This is a genomic window from Streptomyces sp. NPDC001744 (assembly GCF_042892575.1).
Classification (GTDB): Bacteria; Actinomycetota; Actinomycetes; order Streptomycetales; family Streptomycetaceae; genus Streptomyces.
This window is the reverse complement of record NZ_JBIAUG010000031.1, coordinates 14,690-38,272: the sequence shown is the minus strand read 5'-3', so window position 1 is coordinate 38,272 and position 23,583 is coordinate 14,690. Positions and strand designations below refer to the sequence as shown.

Annotated in this window: 12 protein-coding genes; 6 read left to right on the top strand and 6 right to left on the bottom strand. The window is 72.4% G+C overall.

Going from position 1 to position 23,583, the window contains the following annotated elements:
* Positions 1-48: 48 nt before the first annotated feature.
* The gene (locus tag ACFYZY_RS27955; RefSeq protein ID WP_388699521.1) at positions 49-450 is read right to left on the bottom strand and encodes a nuclear transport factor 2 family protein; all 402 of its coding nucleotides are present in this window, start codon (positions 448-450) and stop codon (positions 49-51) included.
* A gap of 196 nt (positions 451-646) precedes the next feature.
* Between ACFYZY_RS27955 and ACFYZY_RS27950 the strand changes: the two genes are divergently transcribed.
* A complete protein-coding gene (locus tag ACFYZY_RS27950; protein WP_388699556.1) occupies positions 647-3,829 on the top strand; it encodes a BTAD domain-containing putative transcriptional regulator in 3,183 nt (1,060 codons plus the stop codon).
* A 425-nt stretch (positions 3,830-4,254) separates the two neighbouring features.
* Here ACFYZY_RS27950 and ACFYZY_RS27945 read toward each other — a convergent pair whose 3' ends face one another.
* Together ACFYZY_RS27945 and ACFYZY_RS27940 are read right to left on the bottom strand one after the other, a co-directional pair.
* Positions 4,255-6,705 carry an ABC transporter permease gene (locus tag ACFYZY_RS27945; RefSeq protein ID WP_388699518.1) on the bottom strand — a complete coding sequence of 817 codons (2,451 nt, stop codon included), beginning with the start codon at positions 6,703-6,705 and terminating at the stop codon, positions 4,255-4,257.
* On the bottom strand, positions 6,702-7,394 hold the full coding sequence (locus ACFYZY_RS27940) for an ABC transporter ATP-binding protein (RefSeq protein ID WP_388699515.1): 693 nt from the start codon (positions 7,392-7,394) through the stop codon (positions 6,702-6,704). The genes ACFYZY_RS27945 and ACFYZY_RS27940 overlap by 4 nt, the downstream gene beginning before the upstream one ends.
* 215 nt (positions 7,395-7,609) lie before the next feature.
* Between ACFYZY_RS27940 and ACFYZY_RS27935 the strand changes: the two genes are divergently transcribed.
* Complete coding sequence (locus tag ACFYZY_RS27935) at positions 7,610-8,908, top strand: sensor histidine kinase (protein ID WP_388699512.1); 1,299 nt, start codon at positions 7,610-7,612, stop codon at positions 8,906-8,908.
* The gene (locus ACFYZY_RS27930; protein ID WP_388699510.1) at positions 8,905-9,591 is read left to right on the top strand and encodes a response regulator; all 687 of its coding nucleotides are present in this window, start codon (positions 8,905-8,907) and stop codon (positions 9,589-9,591) included. The genes ACFYZY_RS27935 and ACFYZY_RS27930 overlap by 4 nt, the downstream gene beginning before the upstream one ends.
* On the opposite strand, the gene ACFYZY_RS27925 is transcribed toward ACFYZY_RS27930, so the two are convergent.
* The 3 genes from ACFYZY_RS27925 to ACFYZY_RS27915 form a co-directional block, all read right to left on the bottom strand.
* Positions 9,588-10,070, bottom strand: a complete 483-nt coding sequence (locus ACFYZY_RS27925; protein ID WP_388699553.1) for a transposase — start codon at positions 10,068-10,070, stop codon at positions 9,588-9,590. The genes ACFYZY_RS27930 and ACFYZY_RS27925 overlap by 4 nt on opposite strands.
* Before the next feature lie 145 nt (positions 10,071-10,215).
* Positions 10,216-10,836: a GNAT family N-acetyltransferase gene (locus tag ACFYZY_RS27920; RefSeq protein WP_388699551.1), complete on the bottom strand. Its 621-nt coding sequence runs from the start codon at positions 10,834-10,836 to the stop codon at positions 10,216-10,218.
* Positions 10,837-11,082: 246 nt separating this feature from the next.
* Positions 11,083-11,340 (bottom strand): hypothetical protein, encoded by a 258-nt coding sequence (locus ACFYZY_RS27915; protein ID WP_388699507.1) that lies wholly within the window; start codon positions 11,338-11,340, stop codon positions 11,083-11,085.
* A gap of 309 nt (positions 11,341-11,649) precedes the next feature.
* Here ACFYZY_RS27915 and ACFYZY_RS27910 point away from each other — a divergent pair, with 309 nt between their 5' ends.
* The 3 genes from ACFYZY_RS27910 (at position 11,650) to ACFYZY_RS27900 (ending at position 23,575) form a co-directional block, all read left to right on the top strand.
* On the top strand, positions 11,650-13,113 hold the full coding sequence (locus ACFYZY_RS27910; protein ID WP_388699505.1) for a helix-turn-helix domain-containing protein: 1,464 nt from the start codon (positions 11,650-11,652) through the stop codon (positions 13,111-13,113).
* Positions 13,114-13,238: 125 nt separating this feature from the next.
* On the top strand, positions 13,239-22,793 hold the full coding sequence (locus ACFYZY_RS27905; RefSeq protein ID WP_388699503.1) for an amino acid adenylation domain-containing protein: 9,555 nt from the start codon (positions 13,239-13,241) through the stop codon (positions 22,791-22,793).
* A complete protein-coding gene (locus tag ACFYZY_RS27900; RefSeq protein ID WP_388699502.1) occupies positions 22,790-23,575 on the top strand; it encodes a thioesterase II family protein in 786 nt (261 codons plus the stop codon). Before ACFYZY_RS27905 ends, ACFYZY_RS27900 begins: the two co-directional genes overlap by 4 nt.
* Positions 23,576-23,583: the final 8 nt, after the last annotated feature.

The window sequence follows — 23,583 nt, the reverse complement described above, 5'->3', positions numbered from 1 at the left end:
CGGGGCTTCGGCCCCGGCCCGCTCTCCCTCCGTCCCCCTCGGGGCCGTTCAGGGCGTCACGTGGTAGTACCGGGTGCAGGCGCGGACCATGCCGTCGTCGGTGATGCTGAAGAGGTCGACGAAGCGCAGCTCCCGCCCGCCGGCGCCCGGGCCGACGCACCGGCCCGTGGCCACCACGCTCCGGTCCTGGGCGACGACGCGGTCGATCTCGTGGCGGCCGCTCGGCGCGGTGTGCCCGAGCCGGGCCCGCAGGACCGCGGTGCGGCCGCGGACGGGCGGCATGCCCGGAAGTTCGAACACCACGCCGTCGTGCAGCAGGGAGGCACACGAGTCCAGATCGCCGGCGTCGAGGTAGTCGTAGACGAGACGCACGTGGTCGACGCCTGCTGCGGTGACCAGGTCGACCGGTCCCGGCGGGCCGACGGCGGTCGTGTCATCGTGGCGGTTCAACGGCTGAGCCCCTTTCGCTCTCGGTACAGGATTCTCGGGGGAGCCGCCAACTCCGGGTTATCACCCCTCTATCTCCGACGTCTCCGACCGGGATCTTCACGGCATGGACAGACCGGGGGCGGGTGTGGAGACTGTCCTCACTTGGGTCTCCAGGGTCAACTCATTTGTTTTCGTGGGGGAATCGGTGGCTGACGTCGTGGGAGAGGGAGACCCGGAACCCCCGGACACGTCGCGCCTTCCCTTCAGGGTCCTCGGGCCGCTCCAGGTGTACGCCCCCGGCGGACCCCTGCGGGTGCCCCCGGGCCGTCAGGAGGTGATCCTCGCGGCCCTCCTCCTCGACGCCAACCGGGTGGTCGCCACCCACCACCTGGTGGACCTCATCTGGGAGGACAACCCGCCGGAGACCGCCCGCACCCAGGTGCAGATCTGCGTGTCGCGCCTGCGGAAACTGCTGGCCGCCTCCGACGGGGAGGCCACGATCACCACCCGGCCCCCCGGCTACGTGCTGCACACCGAGGCGGAGAACGTGGACGCGGCCCTCTTCACCGGCCTCGTGCTGCGCGCCCGGCGGCTGCAGGAACAGGGCGCCCCCGAACAGGCCGTGCGCCTGCTGCGGAGCGCGGTGAGGCTCTGGCAGGGCGAGTGCCTGTCCGGCCTGGACAGTGGCCCGCTGGCGAACCGGGCGCGCCGCCTGAACGAGGAACGGCTGACCGCCGTCGAGTTCCGCATCCAGCTCGAACTCGAACTGGGCCGCTACGACCGGCTGGTGGGGGAGCTGCAGATGCTCACCCACGAACACCCGCTGCGGGAGAAGCTGCGCGGTCAGCTCATCCAGGCCCTGTACTGGTCGGGGCGGCAGGCCGAGGCCCTGGAGGCGTTCCGGACCGGCCGGCGGATCCTCGCCGAGGAACTGGGCCTGGAGCCCGGCCGGGAACTCCGTGAGCTGGAGTCGGCGATCCTGGCCGGCGCCCTCCCCCCACCGGCGGGCGCCGGCCCCGCCCGGCCGCCCGCCGGCGCGGCCCGCGACACGACCGGACCGGCCGGCGACGGGCCCGGCGCGGTCCGCGAGGAGGGACGCGGTACGGCACCGCGCGAGACCGTGGCGGACGGGAGAGCGCGGGCTTCGGAGGACCGCGGCGGCGCGGGCCCCCCGGCGGCGGCCGCGGGGCCCGCGCCCGGCTCCGGGCCGCACCCCGCGCCCGATCCGGTCCCCGCCTCCGATCCGGGTGCCGCCTCCGAGTCCGTACGGCAGGACACCGTTCCGCACCAACTCCCGGCCGACGCAGCCGACTTCGTGTCGGACGACGCCCGGGTCGCCGGCCTGGAGCGGGCACTGACCGGGGGAACGGGCCGCACCACGGTGGGGCTCGCCGCCATCACCGGCAAACCCGGCACCGGCAAGTCGACCCTCGCCGTACACGTCGCGCACACGCTGGCCGAGACCGGATTCCCCGACGGACAGCTCTACTGCGACCTGCGCGGCACCACCGGCACCCCGACCGCCCCCGCCGAGGTGCTCGGCCGTTTCCTCCGGGCCCTCGGCATCCCCGGCCAGCTCATCCCGGAGTCCCTGGACGAGCGCGCCGAGATGTACCGCACCCGGCTGGCCTCCCGCCGGGTCCTCGTGGTCCTCGACGACGCGGCCGGCGAGGGCCAGGTGCTGCCCCTGCTGCCCGGCAGCCGCGACTGCGCCGTCCTCGTCACGGGCCGGGCCCGCCTCACCGCGCTCCCCGGCGCCCACCGGGTGGAACTCGACGTCTTCGACGAGGACCGGGCCCTCGAACTGCTCTCCCGGATCATCGGCCGGGAACGGGTCGCCGGGGAGGCGCCCGCGGCGGAGGCCCTGGTCCGCACGGTCGGCCGGCTCCCGCTGGCCCTGCGGATCGTGGCCGCCCGGCTCGCGGCACGCCCGCACTGGACCCTCGCGTCCATGGTGCAGCGCCTGGCCAACGAGCGGCACCGGCTGGACGAGCTGACGCACGGCGAGATGACGATGCGGGCCAGCCTGTCCCTCACGTACGAAGGGCTCGGTCCGGACGACCGGCGGCTGCTGCGGCTCCTCAGCATGGCCCAGACGCCCACCCTGCCCAGCTGGCTCGCGGGCGCCCTGCTCGACGACCACCGCCCCTTACCCTCGGATCTCATGGAACCGCTCGTCGACGTGCAGATGCTGGACGTCGACGGGATCGAACGGACCGGCGGCTTCCGGTACCGCTTCCACGAGATCATCCGGGTGTACGCGCGGGAACAACTGGCGGCGCACCATCCGCCGGAGACGCGGCGGGAGGCACTGGCCCGGATGGCGGGAGGCTGGATGCACCTGGCCCAGCAGGCCCACCGCGCCGTGTACGGGGGCGACTTCACCGTCCTGCACGGCGACGCCCCGCGCTGGGAACCGCCCGCCTCCTACGTCGAGGAGGTCGTGGCCGACCCGCTGAACTGGCTCGACGCGGAACAGACCGCCCTGTGCCGGATGGTCGAGCACGCCGCCGACGAAGGGCTCCACGACCTCAGCTGGGACCTCGCCACCTCCCTCGTCACGCTCTTCGAGGTGCGCGGCCACTACGACCTGTGGGAGCGGACGCACCTGAAGGCGCTGGGCGCGGTCCGCAAGGCGGGCAACCTGCGCGGCACCGCCGCCGTACGGGCGTCGCTCGGCTCGCTCTACATGAGCCGGAACCAGTTCGACGCCGCCCGACAGGCGCTGAACTCGGCGCTCGACGTCTTCCAGGCCCTCGACGAGCCCATGGGCGAGGCCCTGTGCCGGCGCGACATGGCGCTCATCGCCCGCACCAACGGCGACGACGCCTCGGCCCTGGAGCTGTACCGCAGGTCCCTGGCCGACTTCGACCGGGCCGGCGACGTGGTGGGCCGCGCGATCGTCCTGACCCAGAGCGCCCACATCCGGATGCGCCAGGGAGCGGTCGGGGAGGCGCAGAGGCAGCTGGACGAGGCGCTGGGGATATACGAGGAGGTGGGCTACACCGGCGGCAGGGCGCGGACCCTGCGGCGCGTCGGACAACTCCTCCTCGAACAGGGCCGGAGCGACCTGGCGGTCCTGACCTTCACCGAGGTGCTCGAACTCTGCCGGGACTCCGGCGACGTGATCGGCGAGGGTCATCTGCTGCGCGACCTCGGTCACGCGTTCGCGGTGATGGGCCGCCCCGACCGGGCCAGGGACTTCTACGACCGTGCCGTGGCCGCGCGGGAGGAGATCATGGACCTGAGCGGCGGGGCGCTGGCGCGTCTGGACCTCGCCCGGCTGCTGGAGGAGCCGGGACGTTCCCGGGAACTGCTCGCGCCGGCCGTCGAGGTGTTCCGCGAGCGGCGGATGGAGCGGGAGCTGGCGGAGGCGAAACGATTGCTCGGAACCGGGTGACGTCGGGGGCCCGTCGCGGCCGGGGTCCGTCCGAAGCCGAAGCCGAAGCCGAAGCCGGGGCCGGGGACGGGGCCGGGGCCGGCTGACGCCGGGAGACCGCCGGGACCGGGGAGCCGGGTGCGAGGAGTCGCGGTACAGAAAGCGCCGCCGAGGTTGACCATGGCCCGGCGGGCGCCGGGGCGAGCGGGTTGTCCGGCCGACGGTTACCCGTCTCAGCCCCCGAGACCGGGTCGGAGCTGCTGCCCCACACCCGGTCTCGCCGCCGATGCCCCGCTTCGCTTCCCGCTGCCTGGCCCCGTCCGGGCCTTCCGAGTCCCTCTCAGGAGGGCCTGTCCGGACGGGGGCATCGGCACCTGTGCCTGTACGGGCGGTCCGACCTCGCGGACCCGGCGGATCCGCCCCAGCCGCTCGCGCTCCGCCGGGCGCTACTCGGTGCGCAGCGCCGTGGCCGTACGCGCCCTGGCGGCCCAGCCTGCCGGGATCAGCGCGCCCAGCACCGCGATCACGACCCCGCCGAGCCCCAGCAGGAGCAGCTGGAAAGGTCCGTATACATCGAGGACCAGCGGTGGCAGGCCGGTTCCTACGGCACGCCCCATCACCGGCATGACGACGTGGTGCAGCGCGTACCCCGCAGGGACGCCGATGAGTCCGCCGATCGCGCCGATCATGGCCACCGAGGCGAGCACGAGGCACATGGTCTGCCGCGGCGTCATGCCGATCGCCTTGCAGACGCCCAGGTCGTGAATGCGTTCCCGGGTGTCGAGGACCACGGAGTTGAGTACGCCGAGACCGGCCACGGTGATCAGCATGAGGGTGAGCAGCGCCGCCATCGCGGACATGATGAGGATGACGCCCTCCTGTCCCGGGGAGGCGTTGGTGGTGGCGTCGCCCCCCAGCGGCTGTACGACTGCGGCGATCTTCTGGGCGTAGTCGTCGGCGGAGACGCCGGGCTTGGTCTCGACGAGGAAGGTACTGGGCTTGACCGACGTGAAGTTGGCCATGTCCGCGTGGATCACCAGCCGGCTGCCCGACGTGTCGAAGGACTCGCCCACGATCCGCAGGTTCGCGGTCTCCTTCTCGTAGGTCACCCGCACCGTGTCACCCACCTTGGTGCTGGTCCTCTCCAGGAAGCGGGAGGGCACCACGACCTGCCCCTTACCAGTGATCCAGTGCCCGGAGAGCATCTCGTAGCTGCCGGAGCGCGCATTGCCCTCGTAGAGGCCGGCCTGGATCGAGCCGGAGATCCCTGCCACGGTGACCTCGGTCCGGGCCTTGCCGTAGTACGACTCCGTACCCGGCTGCGACATGACGGCGGCCCGCACCCTCGCCGGATCTGCGACCTTGGGCTTTTCGGACGTGCTTGTCGCGCTGTTTTCCACGGGAGGCGGGCCCGACTCGCCGCCGCCAGGGGGAGGCGAGCCTCCCGCGTCGCCCCCCGCGGGAGGCGGCGGGGGAGGAGCTGCTTCGATCGCCCTGGTCGTCGTGATCGTGACCGCGGCACGGTTCTCGGGGTCCTGGGAGGTGCCGATCGCGTTCAGGGACGAGGTCAGCCCCACGGCGAACGTCGCCGCGACCGTGCCGAACGTCACCGCGAGCAGCATCCCGAGGGTACGTACCGGACGCGTGAAGGGGGTCGCGAGACCGTAGGTCACCGGCCGCGGCAGCGGCAGCGTCCCCATCGCCCGATGCGCCCACTGGCCGCGTCCTGTGCGTGGCGACCGGCCGACCGCGATGGCCTCGACCGTCCGCAGTCTTCCGGCCCGCAGTGCGGGAACCAACGCCGCGAGCCCCACGACGACCAGGGCGGCGGCCGGCACCGTGACGTCCACCCACCAGGCCACTGAAAGCGAGACGGTGCCGTATACCGCCTCGGTGTCCGAGAGCAGCGGCACTGCCAGGAGGTTTCCCAGGACGACCCCCAGGGCCACGCCCGCACCGGCCGGAATCAGCGCCTGGGCCACGTAGGCGCGTACGACCTCGCGCGGAGTGAAGCCGATGGCCTTGAGAATGCCGATCCTGCGCAGGCTGGTGCCGACCGCACCACTGATCACGCTGCCAACGATGATCACCGACATCACGATGCCGAGCATGCCGAAAGCCATCACGAACGGGACGGTCGCCGCCGCGCCCTGATCAGCGGCGCGCTTGGTGTCCAGCCAGGACTGGGTACCCAGCAGCGCCCCGGACCCCACGGAGGCGGCGAGCTTCTTGCGGTCGGCGAGGATCTGCTCCTTCGTGCTCGCGGAGTCGAAGCGGTAGAGCATCTGGCTCGAGACCGGGTTGCCCTCCGGCGCCAGCGCGTCGACCTGCGCGGGAGTCGCCCAGGAGTCGGCGGTCTTGCCGGCCGACACAGCGAAGCCGACGATCGAAAGAGTGGGGGCGTTCGTGGTGTCCGAGGCCTTCAGGGTGGCGCCGATCCCGATGGCGGGCCCCTCGAACGACGCGTCGAGCACGATCTCGCCCGGCTTCCGCGCCCATCGGCCGGACTTCAGTTCCACGCGGTCCACGGCGCCGTCCGGACCGGACCGTCCGACCAGGGTCAGCGTGGGCAGTTGGAAGCCCGCCTGATCCACCGGGCGGACCGAGGTGGACGGGTACGGCCCCGCGCTCGCGGCGACGCCGGGCAACTTCCCGGTCTTCGCCAGCTCTCCCGCACCCGCCTTGGCCGGATCGAACTGCGCAGTGATGTGCGGACCCCGTTGCTTCTCGAAAGCGTGGTCGAAGGGCGCGGCCGCAGCGACCATCAGCGACCCGGCTACCACGGCCGACGCCACGGCCATCATCGTGGCCACGGCGATCACCACGGTCTGCACCCGCCGCCGGCTCACCCCGGAACGTACGACCCGGCCCAGCGCGCCGGTACCGAACAGGCTCATCGGACGACCTGCGCGTAAGAGTCGAGGGCGACGTGGCCGTCGACCAGGTGAACGGTGCGGCTCGCACACGCCTCCGCCAGCGTCAGGTCGTGCGTCACCAGCACGATGGTCTGTCCGGCGCGGTGCAGATCCATCAGCAGATTGCGGACGTCGTGGCCCGAGGCGGTGTCGAGCGCACCGGTGGGCTCGTCGGCGAGCAGCAGCGCGGGCCGGTTGACCAACGCCCGAGCGACCGCCACCCGTTGACGTTCACCTCCGGACAACCGGCCCGGGTAGGCGCGGGCGTGCTTCTGGATCCCCAGCATCTCCATGAGCTCATCCGCGCGGGCCGCGGCCCTGCGCCGACTGGTCCCGATCAGCTGGGCCGGGAGCCGAATGTTGTCCGTAACGGTGAGGTCGTCGAGAAGATTGAAGAACTGAAAGGCCATGCCGATGTGCTCGCGGCGGAACGTGGCGAGGGCATGCTCGCTCAACTGGTCGATCCGTCGCCCGGCCACGGTCACGGCGCCTTCGGTCGGCTTGTCCAGACCAGCGACGAGATGCAGCAACGTGGACTTGCCGCTGCCGGAAGGGCCCGTAACGGCAAGGGCCTCACCCTTGGCGACGCTGAGCGTGAGCGGTCCGAGCGCCGGCGCGCCGGCACTGTCGTAGCGCTTCGCCACACCCTCCAGTTCGATCACTTGATGCATACGAGTTGTCCGTCCTTACGATCGCGAGAGGCACCGTTGCCGTTGCCTGCGAACCTAGAAGTGCCGCGTATGGGGCGCGTCGGCCGCGGAACCGACATCGGGTCCTTCCCGCGGAGGATTCGGCCGCGAGTCATACCTGAGAAGGAGGCCTCTCGGGCGATGTCCTGGCCGGACAGGCGGACGCGGCCGGGCGGAGAGCGCAGCACAATGCACGGGTGGAGACGGAAGACCGGCGCAACTGGCATCAGCAACTCGTCGACCCGCTACGCCCGGAGGTGAAGGCCGCCCCGCTGTCCCGGCGAGCGGTGCGCGCCGATGTGGTGCTGGCGGTCGTACTGACCGTCATCGCCCTGTTCGTGGCGGTGCGCCATCCCGGCGACGGGCCGGTGAACATCGATCCGCCCACGGTGGACGTCGGGACCGGGGTCCCGGCCCCGCCCTCGCCGCCCGACCCCGGTCAGGTGCCCGTGAAGGAGGAACCCTCTTCCGTGCCCTGGGCCCTGGTCGTCCTGTCGACGCTGCCGCTGGCAGCCCGGCGCCGGTATCCGCTGACCTTGTTCGTGGTGGTGCTGGGAGCGGCACTGGCCATCGGCGGCTCCGCCTCGTGGATCACCGTCCTGGCCTGTGTCATCGGCGCCTACAGCGCCGTTGTGCACAGCCGTTACCGGACAGCGGCGATCGTCGTCCTGGTGATCGCCGCTGCGCTGTCCGGCTTCGCTTTCCGCAACGCGGAGCCCGTGCTCCCCGGATGGTCCAGTCCGGGATTCGTGCTCCTGGTGGCAGGGATGCTGGCCAGCCTCGTCCGCTTTCTGCAACTGCGGCTGGCCTCCAGCCGGGACCGGATGGCAGAACTGCAGGCCGCTCAAGAGGAGGCCACGCGCCGCGCCGTCGAAGAGGAGCGTGCCCGCATCGCCGCCGAACTGCACGACGTCGTGACCCACAATGTGAGCGTGATGGTGATCCAGGCCGGGGCGGCCCGCAAAGTGATGGACATGGCGCCCGAGCAGTCCAAGGAGGCACTGCTGGCCGTCGAGGCGGGCGGTCGGGCCGCCATGACCGAACTCCGCCACGTGATGGGCCTGCTGGCCGCCCCGGACTACGAGAGGCCCGACGGCCTGGAGCCCCAGCCCGGGCTCGCGCAGCTCGACGCGCTCGTCGCACGCGTACGTGCCGCCGGTACGCCGGTCAGCGTCGGGGTGTCGTTGCCGCCGGATCCGCTGCCACCGGGGGTGAGCCTCGCGGCGTATCGCGTCGTACAGGAGGCGCTGACCAACACGATCAAGCATGCGCGCGGCGCGCGGGCGACCGTCACCATCGGTTACACCGACGCCTGTCTGGAGATCGAGATCACGGACACGGGCGGTGCCGAGGAATCCCCGCCCGCGCAGAGTAACGGCCGTGGCCACATGGGGCTGCGCGAGCGGTTGGCCGTTTACCAAGGTGAGCTGACGGCCGGACCGACGCCGAACGGCGGCTACCGCGTGACGGCCCGCATGCCGCGGAGCGCGGTATGACCGCGGACCGGTCGGCTCTGCGCGTCGTCATCGCCGATGATCAAGCTCTCGTACGCACCGGTTTCAAGATGATCCTGGCGGCGGACGGCATCGAAGTGACGGCCGAGGCCGCCGACGGGGCCGAGGCTGTCGCAGCGGTTCGCCGTACGCGGCCCGACGTCGTCCTCATGGACATCCGGATGCCGGAGATGGACGGCATCGAGGCCACCAGGCGCATCATCGGCGACGCCGGCCCGGCCGGAGCACGGGTGATCATCCTGACCACATACGACCTCGACCACTACGTCTACGCCGCGCTCACGGCCGGCGCCAGCGGCTTCCTGCTCAAGGACGTCACTCCCGAACATCTGGTCTCCGCCCTACGCCTGGTGCAGACCGGCGACGCTCTCCTCGCACCCACGATCACTCGTCGGCTGATCGAGCGCTTCGCCCGTCACCACGAACCGCAGACCATCGCCCCACACCGCGATCTGTCCGGCCTGACCCCGCGCGAGCTCGAGGTGCTCCGCCTGCTCGCGACGGGCCTCAGCAATGCCGAACTCGCCTCCCGGCTGTTCCTCAGCCCGACCACGGTCAAAAGCCACGTCGGCCGTATCCTGTCGAAGCTGGACCTGCGCGACCGCGTCCAGGCTGTCGTCTTCGCCTACGAGACGGGGCTGATCGCCCCGGGCGGGGGCGCCTAGGAACGTGTCTCTGTAACGGGCAACTGACCGGGTGGTCGTGACCGGCCGGATCGCTCGTGGTCGCCGGCCAGTGTCCTTGGGCGATCGGTGGCCGGTCCCGGCGGTCCGGAAATCGGCCCGGACAGGGCCGGTGGCCGCGCCGGTCGGGCGATCGCCGCGGCGAGTCCCGCGGTTCCCGCGTGCCGGAAGGCTTTGCGGAAGTTGTGGCAGGCGGCCGGCGGCAGCCATTCTCCTCGGGCTCCGTCCTCGCCGCGCAGGAGAAGCCGGCGGCCGTTGTGGCAGCTCATGATCTGGCCGAAGACGGGTTCGACGATCGCTTTCCGGGGGGGGCGTAGGCGGCCTTGCCGGTTTTCGTCCGGAGCTTGCGGGCCGTGCGTTCCTTCAGCGTGGCGTTCTTGGGGATGCGTCCGCGTGGTGCGGGCGCGACCTGCTCGTCGTGGGCGAGTCGACCGGTGGCCATGAACGTGTCCGTGTCGCAGGCCGGTTGGCGCTCTCGTGCGGCCTCGGGATTGGTCTCGGAGCAGTAGCCGACATCGACCAAGGCCTGCTTGGGGTGGACGCCGGTGTTCTGTGCGGACTGGTCGAGCGTCGTGGTGCAGTTCAGCGCGTCCGAAGGATTGGTCGTCACGTCGGCGGCGATGATGATGACGACCTGATGCTCTTCATCGACGACGGCCCGGGCGTTGATCGACCGCCAAGATCCGCGGACAGCGCCGCGTAGATGTACTCGCTGCCCCAGCGATCCCCGTCGAGGTCGTTCTCGACCAGGTGCGCCTCCCGGCGCATCCCGAGGCGCTCACAGACTCGCACAGACCCGGTGTTCTCCACATCCAGCCGTGCGTAGAGCCGGTGTACGCCCAGCGTGTCGAAGGCAAACCCGGCCAGCGCCGCAGCCGCCTCGGTCGCGTAGCCGTGCCCCTGGTGACCCGGGTCGAGAGTCCAGCCGATCTCGGCCTGGGCCGCGCGGGCATCGGCCAGGGCGAGGCTCACCTCGCCAAGGACGCCGGGCTCATCGCGTCGGCAGACAGCGAGCGCCAGCTTGTCCCCGTCGGCGCGCCAGACCGTCTGCGCCGCGCGCTCGGCGGCAACCTGCTCGCTGCGCTCACGCGTGTGCGCCGACCGGTACAAGTAGCGCGCCACGCTCGGCAGGCCCTGATAGGCGTACAGGTCGTCGGCGTCGCCGGGAGTGAACAGACGCAGCGACAACCGGGCCGTGGTCAACGGCAGCAGCGGGGATACGTCCATGCGGACCTCCGGGACGCGATGTGGATCAAGGCGCGGTCTGATTTTCGCATCGCGACTGCCCGGCAGCCACGCCTTTTCAAGAGCAGCGCCCGGCAGCCGCACTTCACCAGGAGGCGCGTCATTCCAGGAGTTGTTCACTGACCCACGCTCCTGGCCGACCATGATCGTTCTCACCGGGATTTCCTGTACGCCAACTACTCACGCCCGGGAGCGCCGGAACCGCGGAGGCGGTCCGCCCGTACCGGGTCAGTCCCACGGGTTGTTGTCGGTGGGGCCGGGCGTGGTCGTGGTGCCACCGGTGCTGGTGCCCGTGCCCGTGCCCGTGGTGCCGCCGGTCCCGTCGCCGCCCCCGGTCCCGGTCCCGCTCTCGTACGAAGCCGTCGTCGTCGTACCCGTGGACTCGTCCGCCCAGCTCGTCCCGGCGCCGAAACCGGTCACGAGCACGATCAGCGCCGAGGCGGCGGCGGTGCGGAACGCGGTGCGGGCGGCGGTGGTCTTCGACATCGGACTCTCCTTCTCGGCGGGGCGGCGTTTCCTTGTGACCACCACGTTAGGAACGACCGGATTCACCGGACCGTCCGCTGTCCTATCACTCCGCTATCGCGGCGCGGCCCCCGCTTTCACGAGTGCGCCATCCCCTGTCGCCGGGGGCCGAGCACCGCTCCCACCAGGGGGTTAGCCACGGGATGCCCCCTGGATAGCCCCGTCCTCACGATGGAGAGCAGAAGACGGCGAGACCCTCGCACCGGCCGGCGGCCCGACCCGGGCCGCCGGCCGGGGTTCTCGCCCCGACTCGACCAGTGGGGGCTTCACATGGCGACGACCAGTCTTTCCAGTCCTTCCCCGGAGGGCGGCGCGGCGGGCACCGCCGCGCTCGGCACGCTCATCCGCGACCACCGGCTCCGCATCGGCCTCACCCAGCGCGAGCTGGCCGACCTGTCCACCATCAGCGTGCGGGCCATCCGCGACCTGGAGAAGGGAAAGGCCCAGCGGCCGAGAGCGGACACGATCCGGCTCATCGCGGACGCCCTGCGCCTGGGTCCCCGGGCCCGCGCCGCCCTGGAGGACGCGGGACGGCGCGGCCACCGGAGCGGCGGCCCCCGGCACCTGTCCCCGGAGCGGTCGGCACCGCCCGTCCCCCTGCACCCGCTGATCGGGCGGCGGGCCGAGGCCGCCGTCGTCACGGAGGAACTGCGCTCCGGGACCGAACGGCTGATCACCGTCGTGGGCCTGAGCGGCGTCGGCAAGACGAGACTCGCCCTGGAGGCCGCGGCCGGCCTCCACGCCGCCGGTTTCCCCGTGCTGTGGCACACGGCCCCGGGAGCGGTCGCCGACTGCCTGCCGGCCGACGACGACCCGCTCGGCGTCCCGGCCGCCGAGTGCGCCGGCTTCCTGCGGGGCGACGGACCGGCCGAGAGCGTTCCGCCCGCCCTCACGGGCCTGTTGGGCGACCGGGAGGCGCTCCTCGTCCTCGACGGCGCCGACACCGGGACGCTCGACTTCCACCGGCTGGGCCGACTGCTGCGCGAGCTGCCCGGACTGCGCCTCCTCGTCACCTCCGACACGCCCTGGAACGTTCCCGGCGAACGCCTCTTCCTCCTCGCCCCCCTGGAGGCGCCCGCCCCGTCCGGCGGCGCCCGGCCCGATGCCCCCGCCATCCGGTTCTTCCTCAGCCGGCTCCGTCACGTCCGCCCCGACATCGTCCCCGACGACCGGGCCCTGACGGACATCGCGTGGATCTGCCACCGCCTCGACGGGCACCCGCTCGCCCTCGCCGCGGCCGCCTCCTGGCTCACCCTCTGCGACCTGCCGACCCTGCGCGGCATCGTCGACTCCGACCCCGCCCCGCTGCTCGACCACCTGGCCGACGGCCGGTCCGGGTCCCGCCTCCGGGAGGGCGTCGGCCGGACCCTGGCCGGGCTGTCCGCCGGGCACCGGAGCCTGATCGCCGGGCTGTGCGCCGCCGGGCGGGACGAATTCCTCCTGGAGGACGTCGTCCGGCTGACCGGCCTGCCCCTGGCGCAGTGCGGCCGTACGGTCCGGGACCTGCTGGTCGGCGGCGTGATCCGGTCCAGCACGGACAGCGGCCGGTCCGCGTTCCGCGTGCTGTGCGTCGTACGGGCCCTCGCCGCCCCGGCCACCCCGACGGACCTCGCCGCCGTACCCGCGACGGATCTCACCCCCGTACCCGTGACGACGGGCCTGGCCCCCGTCCCCGCGACGGCGGCCGGTGCCGCCGCCCCTGCCGCCACTCCTGCCGGAACCGCTGCCGCCTGACTGCCGCCGCACCGCCGAACCGCTCGCGTACCGCCGGACCAACTGCCGCCCCGGGCCCGCCCCCGCGGGTTGTATGGCCACTGCCCCGCCCGAAGCCCGCCGCGCCTTCCTCCCAGGAGCCTTCCATGCCGTTCGACACGCCCGTCGCACCCGCTCCGGCCGCCGTCCGGCTGCCGCTCTCGGTGGCCCAGCGTGACATCTGGACGGCACACGCCCTCGATCCCACCGGCATCAGGTACAACGTCGCCGAGTGCCGCGAGATCAACGGTCCGGTCGACCCGGAGCTGATGGCGGCGGCCTGGCGCCGGCTCGTCGAGGAGGCCGACTTCCTCCGCGTCCGCGGCTTCGAGGACGACGGCGAGCAGGTGTGGCAGCTCGTCGAAGCGGCCGACGCCGCCGGCGACCGCACCCTCCCGTTCACCGACGTGAGCGCGGCGGACGACCCGGAGGCGGAGGCCCGGCGGCTGATCGACGGCATGATCACCACCCCCTTCGACCTGACCCGCCCACCGGTCCGCTGCGCGCTGATCAAGCTGGGCGAGGAGCGGTACTTCTACTTCTACGGGTTCCACCACCTGGTCGTCGACGGCGTGGGCGTGTCGATGGCGCTCGCCCGCCTGGTCGAGCTGTACGAGCGGGCGGTCGCGGGCGAACCCTGGGGGGCCTCACCGTTCGGGAGCCTCGCCGACCTGCTGGCCGAGGACGACGCGTACCGGAACTCCGAACGGGCCGCCGCCGACCTGGCCGCCTGGCGGGAACACCTCGCCGGCGCCCCGGACGCACCCGCCGGCCTCGTCCGGGGTACCGGCCGGGCCCCCGCCGCACACGGCGGCCTGCCCTTCGCGCGCCGCAGCGTACGGGTGCCCGCGGCGGACGCCGACCGGCTGCGGACGGTCGCCCGCGACGCGCGGGTCTCCTGGTCCGTCCTGCTCGTGGCGCTCTTCTCGGTCTACCTGCACCGCGTCACGGGCCGCGAGGAGCTGGTCGTCGCCCTGCCCGTGACCGGCCGGACGACCCGTCAGGCGCGCAGCACGCCCGGCATGACGTCGAACGTGGTGCCGCTCCGGCTCCGGATCCGGCCCGGAGACACGCTCGGCACCCTGGTCCGCTCGGCCGCCGCCGAGATCAAGCACGGGCTGCGCCACCAGCTCACCCGGTACGAGGACCTGTGCCGGGACGCCGGCGTCATCGACGGCTCCCGCCGCCTCGCCGCCCCCGTCCTCAACATCATGGGCTTCCACGCGGAACTCACCGTGTGCGGCCGGCCGACCCTCAACCACAACATCAGCAACGGCCCGGTGGACGACCTCGCCGTCGCCGTCCTCGACCTCGGCGCCGACCACGGTCTGCGGATCGACTTCGACACCCCGGTCGAGGGCGTCGACGTCGAGGCCGTCGCCGCCCACCAGGACCGCTTCGCCGCGTTCCTCGCCACCGCCCTCGCCCCGGACCGGCCGGCCGAACGCCGGATCGCCGACCTGGAGGTGCTGTCGGAGGCCGAATACGCCCTGCTCACCGGCCCCTGGGCCGGACCGACGGCCGACACCGCCGGCCCGACCCTCGTCGAGCGGTTCGAGGAGCGGGCGGCCCGGTTCCCCGACCGGACCGCGCTGATCGACGGCGAACGGACGGTCACGTACGCCGAGCTCAACGCCGCCGCCAACCGCTGGGCCCGCCACCTGAGCGCACGCGGCCTGGGACGCGGCGACCTGGCGGGCGTCCTGCTGGAACGCGGCATCCGCTTCGCCACCGCCCTCCTCGCCGTACTGAAGACCGGCGCCGCACACGTCCTGCTCGACCCCGACTTCCCCGACGAGCGCCTCCGCGCGGCGGCCGGCGACGCCGGCATCCGCCACCTCCTCACCCGTCCGGCCCTCGCCGGGCGCCTCGACGGCCCCTGGACGACCCACGCCGAGGCCCCCGGCGAACTCCTCTCCCACAGCCCCGGCAACCCCGGCCTCCCCGTCACCCCCGACGATCCGGCCTGCCTGATGTTCACCTCGGGCTCCACCGGCCGCCCCAAGCCCATCCTGTCCACCCACCGCAACCTGGTGTCCACCCTGACCGGCCAGCCCTACCTCCCCACCGGCCCGGACCAGGTGTTCCTCCAGTGCTCGCCGGTGTCGTGGGACGCGTTCAGCCTGGAGTTCTGGGGCGGCCTCCTCCACGGCGGCACCGTCGTGCTCCAGCCGGGACAGAAGCCCGAACCGGCCCTCGTCACCGAGCTGGCCCGCCGGCACGGCGTCACCACGCTCCTGCTGTCCGCGACCCTCTTCAACTACCTGACGGACGAGCACCCGGAGGCGTTCGAGACCGTCACCACCGCCTTCACCGTCGGCGAGGCCGCCTCCCCGGCGCACGTGCACAAGCTCCAGCGGCTCAAGCCCGGCATCACGGTCCTCAACGGGTACGGGCCCGCCGAAGTGATGATCTTCGCCACCACCCACACCGTCGAACCGGGCGAACGCCCCCACACCGCGATCCCGGTCGGAACGCCCCTCGTCAACAAGCCGGCCTACGTCCTCGACGCGCACCTGAACCTGTGCCCGCCCGGCACCACGGGAGAGCTGTACGTGGCCGGGGAGGGCCTGGCCCACGGTTACCTGGGCCGTCCGGAGCTGACGGCCGCCCGGTTCGTGCCGAATCCGTTCGGGCCGGCGGGCAGTCGTCTCTACCGGACCGGTGACCTGGCCCGTTTCGACGGGAACGGTCACCTGCTCTACGAGGGCCGGGTGGACGACCAGATCAAGATCCGGGGCTTCCGGATCGAGCCGGGGGAGACCGAGGCCGCACTCCTGACCCACCCGCGCGTCACCCAGGCCGCCGTCACCGTCCACGAACAGCGCCTCGCCGCCTACGTCGTCACCGACGGCGACGCCCACCCCGACGAGATCCGGCGGCACGTCGCCGACCGGCTCCCCGAACACCTCGTCCCCACCTACCTCACGCCCCTCGACCGGCTGCCCGTCACCCCCAACGGGAAGATCGACAAGCGGGCCCTGCCCGCACCGGTGGCCCTCCTCGGCACGCGACGGGCCCCGCGCACCCCCACGGAGGAGATCCTCACCGCCCTCTTCGGCGCGACGCTGGAGACGACCGCCCCGATCGGCATCGACGACAGCTTCTTCGCGCTCGGCGGTCATTCGCTGCTCGCGGCGCGGCTGACGAACCGCGTCGCGAAGGCGCTGGGCGTGCGGCTGACGATCCGGGACGTGTTCGGGCGTCCGACGGTGGCGGGCCTCGCGGAGCTGATCGCGGACGAGTCCGGCGTACGGAACGCCCTTCCGGCACTGGTCGCGGGGGAGGGCTCCGGGACGGACGGACCGCCCCCGGCCTCGTACGCGCAGCGCCGGCTGTGGCTCCTCGCCGGCCTCGACGGGGACAGCGCCGCCTACAACGTGCCCATGGTGGTGCGCCTGGAGGGGAACGGCCTCGACCTGACGGCGCTGGAAGCGGCACTGGGTGACGTGGTGGAGCGGCACGCCCCGCTGCGGACGGTCTTCGAGACGGTGGACGGCGAACCGCGTCAGCGCATCCTCTCGCCGGACCTCGCGAAGGTGACCGTCCGGCGGCGCCGGGTGGAGACGGAGGCCCTGGACGCGGAGTTGGTGGCGGAGGCGGGTCGGGTGTTCGACCTGGCGGTGGACGTGCCGGTGCGGGCGGTGGTGTTCGACCTGGGCGACGGGTCGGCGGTGCTGTCGCTGGTGGTGCACCACATCGCGACGGACGGTGTGTCGAGTGGGGTGTTCTTCGCCGATCTCGAACGGGCCTACGAGGCCCGGGTCGGGGGAGCGGAGGGGCGCGTACTGGAACCCCTCGCCGTCCAGTACGCCGACTACGCCGCGTGGCAGCGACGGGTACTGGGCGGGACGGACGACCCGGAGAGCCTCTCGAGCCGGGAGCTGGACTTCTGGCACGGTGCGCTGGAGGGGCTTCCGGAGGAGCACGGCCTGAGCACGGACCGCCTCCGGCCGGCGCGGGCTTCGCACCGGGGCGGCGAGGTCGAGGTCGATCTCGGTGGGGATGTGTTCGAGCGGGTGGCCGCTGTGGCGCGGGCGGAGGGGTGCACGCCGTTCATGGTGGTGCACGCGGCGTTGGTGGCGGCGTTGGCCCGGTTGGGCGCGGGTTCCGATCTGGCGATCGGTTCGCCGGTGGCGGGGCGTGGGGACCGGGCGCTGGAGGAGCTGGTCGGGTTCTTCGTGAACACGCTGGTTCTGCGCACGGACAGCTCGGGTGATCCGACGTTCCGCGAACTGCTGGGCCGGGTGCGTACGGCTGATCTGGATGCCTTCGCACACCAGGAGACGCCGTTCGACCTGGTTCTGGAAGCGCTCAATCCCACCCGTACGCTCTCCCGCCATCCCCTCTTCCAGATCTGCCTCACACTCGAAACCGGCGGCGGTCCGGCGTTCGCGCTGCGGAACGTACGGACCGGACCCGTGGAGAAGGTCTCCAACGGTTCCGCCAAGTTCGACCTGGAGTTCTTCCTCCGCTCCGACGACGAGAAGTCCCTCCGGGCCACCGTCCTCTTCGCGGCCGACCTGTTCGACGAGACGACGGTACGGCGCATGACGTCGGTCCTCGGGCGCGTACTGGTCCAAGCCCTTGACGACCCGGAGATGCGTCTTTCGGACCTTGAGGTGGTGTCGGGTGCGGAGCGCGCGCTGCTGACCGGTCCGTGGGCCGGGACGGCGACCGACATGGGGGACGCTTCGCTGGTCGAGCGGTTCGAGGAGCAGGTGGCCCGGTTCCCCGACCGGACCGCCCTGGTCGACGGCGAGCGGACGGTTACGTACGCCGAGCTCAACGCCGCCGCCAACCGCCGGGCCCGTCATCTGACCGCACACGGCCTGGGACGCGGCGACCTGGCGGGTGTCCTGCTGGAGCGGGGTGCGGATTTCGCCGCCGCGGTGATCGCGGTGGTCAAGACCGGGGTGGGGTACACGCTCCTGGACCCGGACTTCCCCGACGAGCGACTGAGGACGGCCGCCACCGACGCCGGCATCGACGTCCTGATCACCGGTCCCCGCTTCGTGGGGCGCCTGGAAGGGCCGTGGCGGACCGTCTCCCCCTCGCCCGGGGAACTGGACGGCTTGCCGGGGGAGAACCTGGGCACGGAGCTGACCGGGGCCGATGTGGCCTGCTTGATGTTCACGTCGGGTTCGACGGGGCGGCCGAAGGGGATCTTGTCGTCGCACCGGAATCTGGTGTCGACGGTGAGCGGGCAGTCGTACGGCCGGTTCGGTCCGGAGCAGGTGTTCCTGCAGTGCTCGCCGGTGTCGTGGGACGCGTTCAGCCTGGAGTTCTGGGGCGCGCTGTTGCACGGCGGGGCCTCGGTGTTGCAGCCGGGGCAGCGGCCCGAGCCGGTGCTGATCAGTGAACTGTCCCGTCGTCACGGGGTGACGATGCTGCAGTTGTCGGCGAGTCTGTTCAACTTCCTGGTGGACGAGCACCCGGAGGCGTTCGACACGGTCGCGGTCGCCTTCACCGGGGGTGAGGCCGCTTCCCCGGCGCACGTGCACAAGCTCCAGCGGCTCAGGCCGGGCATCGAGGTCGTCAACGGGTACGGGCCGGCGGAGTCGATGGGCTTCACCACCACCCACCCCATCGAAGCGGCCGACCGGCCCCAGGCCGTCGTCCCGATCGGATCACCCCTGGTGAACAAGGGTGGTTACGTCCTCGACGCCCATCTGAACCTGTGCCCGCCGGGCGTGACCGGTGAGCTCTATCTCGCGGGGGAGGGCCTGGCCCACGGCTATCTGGGCCGCCCGGATCTGACGGCGGTGCGGTTCGTGGCGAATCCGTTCGGGCCGGCGGGCAGCCGTCTCTACCGGACGGGTGACCTGGCCCGTTTCGACCGTGAGGGCCGTCTCGTCTACGAGGGGAGGGTGGACGACCAGATCAAGATCCGGGGCTTCCGGATCGAACCCGGAGAGACCGAGGCCGCGCTTCTGACCCACCCCCACGTCACCCAGGCCGCCGTCACCGTCCACCAGGACCGGCTGGTCGCGTACGTGGTCGAGGACGCGGAAGCCGAGGACGTTCCGGTCGAGGCACTCCGCAAGCACGTGGCGGACCGGCTCCCCGAACACCTCGTGCCCACCCACGTCATCGTCCTGGAGCGGCTGCCGCTCACCCCCAACGGCAAGATCGACAAGCGGGCCCTGCCCGCGCCGGCCGCCGTCACCACCGGCGGCCGCGCCCCGCGCACCCCCCTCGAAGAGACCCTGCTCACCCTCTTCGCCCATGTCCTCGACACGACCACCGTTCTCACCGTCGACGACGACTTCTTCCACCACGGCGGTCATTCGCTGCTCGCGGCGCGGCTGACGAACCGCGTCGCGGACGCGCTGGGCGTGCGGCTGACGATCCGGGACGTGTTCGGGCGTCCGACGGTGGCGGGCCTCGCGGAGCTGATCGCGGACGAGGGAGGCCGGGCCGCTCCGCCGCTGGTCGCGGGGGAGGGTTCCGGGGCGGACGGTCCGCCCCCGGCCTCGTACGCGCAGCGTCGCTTGTGGCTGCTCTCGCAGCTCGACGGGGACAGTGCCGCCTACAACGTGCCCATGGTGGTGCGCCTGGAGGGCGGAGGGCTGGACCTCGGGGCGCTGGAAGCGGCACTGGCCGACGTGATGGAGCGTCATGCACCGCTGCGAACGGTCTTCGAAACGGTGGACGGCGAGCCGCGCCAGCGCATCCTCCCGCCGGAGAAGGCACGCGTGCACGTGGAGTCGCGCCGTACCCGGGCCGGTCTGCTCGACGCGGAGTTGGTGGCGGAGGCGGGTCGGGTGTTCGACCTGGCGGTGGACGTGCCGGTGCGGGCGGTGGTGTTCGACCTGGGCGACGGGTCGGCGGTGCTGCTGTTGGTGGTGCACCACATCGCGACGGACGGTGTGTCGAGTGGGGTGTTCTTCGCCGATCTCGAACGGGCCTACGAGGCCCGGGTCGGGGGAGCGGAGGGGCGCGTACTGGAACCCCTCGCCGTCCAGTACGCCGACTACGCCGCGTGGCAGCGACGCGTGCTGGGGTCGGCGGACGATCCGGGCAGTGTGCTGGGCCGGGAACTCGGTTTCTGGCGGGGTGCGCTGGAAGGTCTTCCCGAGGAGCACGGCCTGAGCACGGACCGGCCCCGGCCGGCGAAGGCATCCCATCTCGGCGGACAGGTCGACATCGACTTCGGTGCGGAGGTGTTCGAGCGGGTGGCCGCTGTGGCGCGGGGGGAGGGGTGCACGCCGTTCATGGTGGTGCACGCGGCGTTGGTGGCGGCGTTGACCCGGTTGGGCGCGGGGTCGGATCTGGCGATCGGTTCGCCGGTGGCGGGGCGTGGGGACCGGGCGCTGGAGGGGCTGGTCGGGTTCTTCGTGAACACGCTGGTCCTGCGCACCGACAGCTCGGGTGATCCGACGTTCCGCGAACTGCTGGGCCGGGTGCGTGCCGTCGATCTGGATGCCTTCGCACACCAGGAGACCCCCTTCGACCTGGTTCTGGAAGCCCTCAATCCCACCCGCACGCTCTCCCGCCATCCCCTCTTCCAGATCTGCCTCGGACTGGAGGCGGGCACCGCCCCGCGCCTCGACCTGGCCGGTGTCCGTACCTCCGAGGTCACGGGTGTCGCGAGCGGGTCGGTCAAGTTCGACCTGGAGTTCCTGCTCCGCTCCGACGACAGCCGGCGCCTGCACGGCGCGGTCCTCTTCGCGGCCGACCTGTTCGACGAGGAGACGGTGCGGCGCATGACGTCGGTCCTGAGCCGCGTGCTGGTCCAGGTACTGGCCGATCCGGGCGTACGTCTCTCGGATCTTGAGGTGGTGTCGGGTGCGGAGCGCGCGCTGCTGACCGGTCCGTGGGCCGGGACGGTGGCCGACGTGGGGGACGCCTCGCTGGTCGAGCGGTTCGAGGAGCAGGCGGCGCGATTCCCCGACCGGACCGCCCTGGTCGACGGCGAGCGGGAAGTCTCCTACGCGGAACTCAACGCGCTGGCCAACCGGTGGGCCCGACTGCTTCGGGAACGCGGCCTGGGGCGCGGTGACCTGGCGGGCATCCTGCTGGAGCGGGGCGTGGACTTCGCCGCCGCCGTGATCGCGGTGGTCAAGACCGGGGCGGGTTACACGCTCCTGGACCCGGACTTCCCCGACGAGCGGCTGAGGACGGCCGCCACCGACGCCGGCATCCGTCACCTCCTGACCTGCCCGGTCCTCGCCGGGCGCGTCGACGGCCCCTGGACGACCCATACGGAAACCCCGGCCGACCTCCCCTCCCCGGAAACGGGCAACCTCAGCCTGCCGGTCGGCCCCGACGACTCCGCCTGCTTGATGTTCACGTCGGGTTCGACGGGGCGGCCGAAGGGGATTTTGTCGTCGCACCGGAATCTGGTGTCGACGGTGAGCGGGCAGTCGTACGGCCGGTTCGGTCCGGAGCAGGTGTTCCTGCAGTGCTCGCCGGTGTCGTGGGACGCGTTCAGCCTGGAGTTCTGGGGCGCGCTGTTGCACGGCGGGGCCTCGGTGTTGCAGCCGGGGCAGCGGCCCGAGCCGGTGCTGATCAGTGAACTGTCCCGTCGTCACGGGGTGACGATGCTGCAGTTGTCGGCGAGTTTGTTCAACTTCCTGGTGGACGAGCACCCGGAGGCGTTCGACACGGTCGCGGTCGCCTTCACCGGGGGTGAGGCCGCTTCCCCGGCGCACGTGCACAAGCTCCAGCGGCTCAGGCCGGGCATCGAGGTCGTCAACGGGTACGGGCCGGCGGAGTCGATGGGCTTCACCACCACCCACCCCATCGAAGCGGCCGACCGGCCCCAGGCCGTCGTCCCGATCGGATCACCCCTGGTGAACAAGGGTGGTTACGTCCTCGACGCCCATCTGAACCTGTGCCCGCCGGGCGTGACCGGTGAGCTCTATCTCGCGGGGGAGGGCCTGGCCCACGGCTATCTCGGCCGCCCGGACCTGACGGCCGCCCGGTTCGTGGCGAATCCGTTCGGGCCGGCGGGCAGCCGTCTCTACCGGACGGGTGACCTGGCCCGTTTCGACCGTGAGGGCCGTCTCGTCTACGAGGGGAGGGTGGACGACCAGATCAAGATCCGGGGCTTCCGGATCGAACCCGGAGAGACCGAGGCCGCGCTCCTGACCCACCCCCACGTCACCCAGGCCGCCGTCACCGTCCACGAACAGCGCCTCGCCGCCTACGTCGTCACCGACGACGGAATCCGCCCCGACGTCCGGCCCGACGAGATCCGGCGGCACGTCGCCGACCGGCTCCCCGAACACCTCGTCCCCACCTACCTCACCTTCCTGGAGCGGCTGCCGCTCACCCCCAACGGCAAGATCGACAAGCGGGCCCTGCCCGCACCGGCCGCCGTCACCACCGCCGGCCGTGCCCCGCGCACCCCCCTCGAAGAGACCCTGCTCACCCTCTTCGCCCGCGTCCTCGACACGACCACCGGCCTCACCGTCGACGACGACTTCTTCCACCACGGCGGCCACTCCCTCCTGGGCGCCCGCCTCACCAACCACATCGCCGGCGCCCTCGACGTGCGGCTCACCGTCCGCGACGTCTTCCAGCACCCCACCCCCGCCCGCCTCGCCGCGCACATCGAAGCCCTCGAAGAAGCGCGCGGGACCACCACCGCCCCGGCGAGGAAGGCCCGACCCGCCCTCCGCCGCCGCACCGAGACAGAACGGATCAGCTCATGAACCCCTCCCCGGACACCGCCCCCGAGGACATCGTCTGGGACCTCCCCGGAGACGCCCCGCACCGCCTCTCGCTCCTCGTGCTGCCGCACGCCGGAGGCAACGCCCACGCGTACAGCGCGTGGCGCGAGCACCTGCCGGCCGACGTCCGGCTGCTGATCGGCCAGTACCCGGGCCGGGGCGCCCGCTACAGCGAGGACCTGCCCGAGTCCGTCGACGACCTGGCGCTCCCCGTGGTCGACGCCCTCCCCCGGGACACCGGCCCCCTGGTGGTCCTCGGGCACAGCATGGGCAGCCTGGTCGCCTTCGAGGTGGTCCGGGCCCTCCAGGCCGGCGGCCGGACCCCGCAGGGCCTCGTCGCCTCCGCCTGCCGGGCGCCCGTCCTGCCCAACCAGTGCCCGGTGCGCCCCGAACGGCTGGACGACGACCAGCTCGTCGCCGCCATCAAGGAGCGCGGCGGCACCGACGACGGCATCCTCGACGACCCGGAGCTCCGCGAGATCGTCCTGCCGTCCATCCGCGCCGACTTCGCCGTCGACGACGTCTACCGGTGCACCGCCCCGGACGTACGGCTCGACTGCCCGGTCGCGGTGTTCGGCGGCGACGCCGACCCGATCGTCCCGGTCGACATGCTCGCCGGCTGGTCCCTCGTGGCCGGGCACCCCGTCGAGCCCGAGGTCCTGCCCGGCGACCACTTCTACTTCCAGCAGGACCTGCCCGGCTTCTTCGCCCGGCTGAACCCGGTCCTCGCGGCCCTGGGCGCCTCCGCGGTCACGGCCGCCTGACCCGCCCG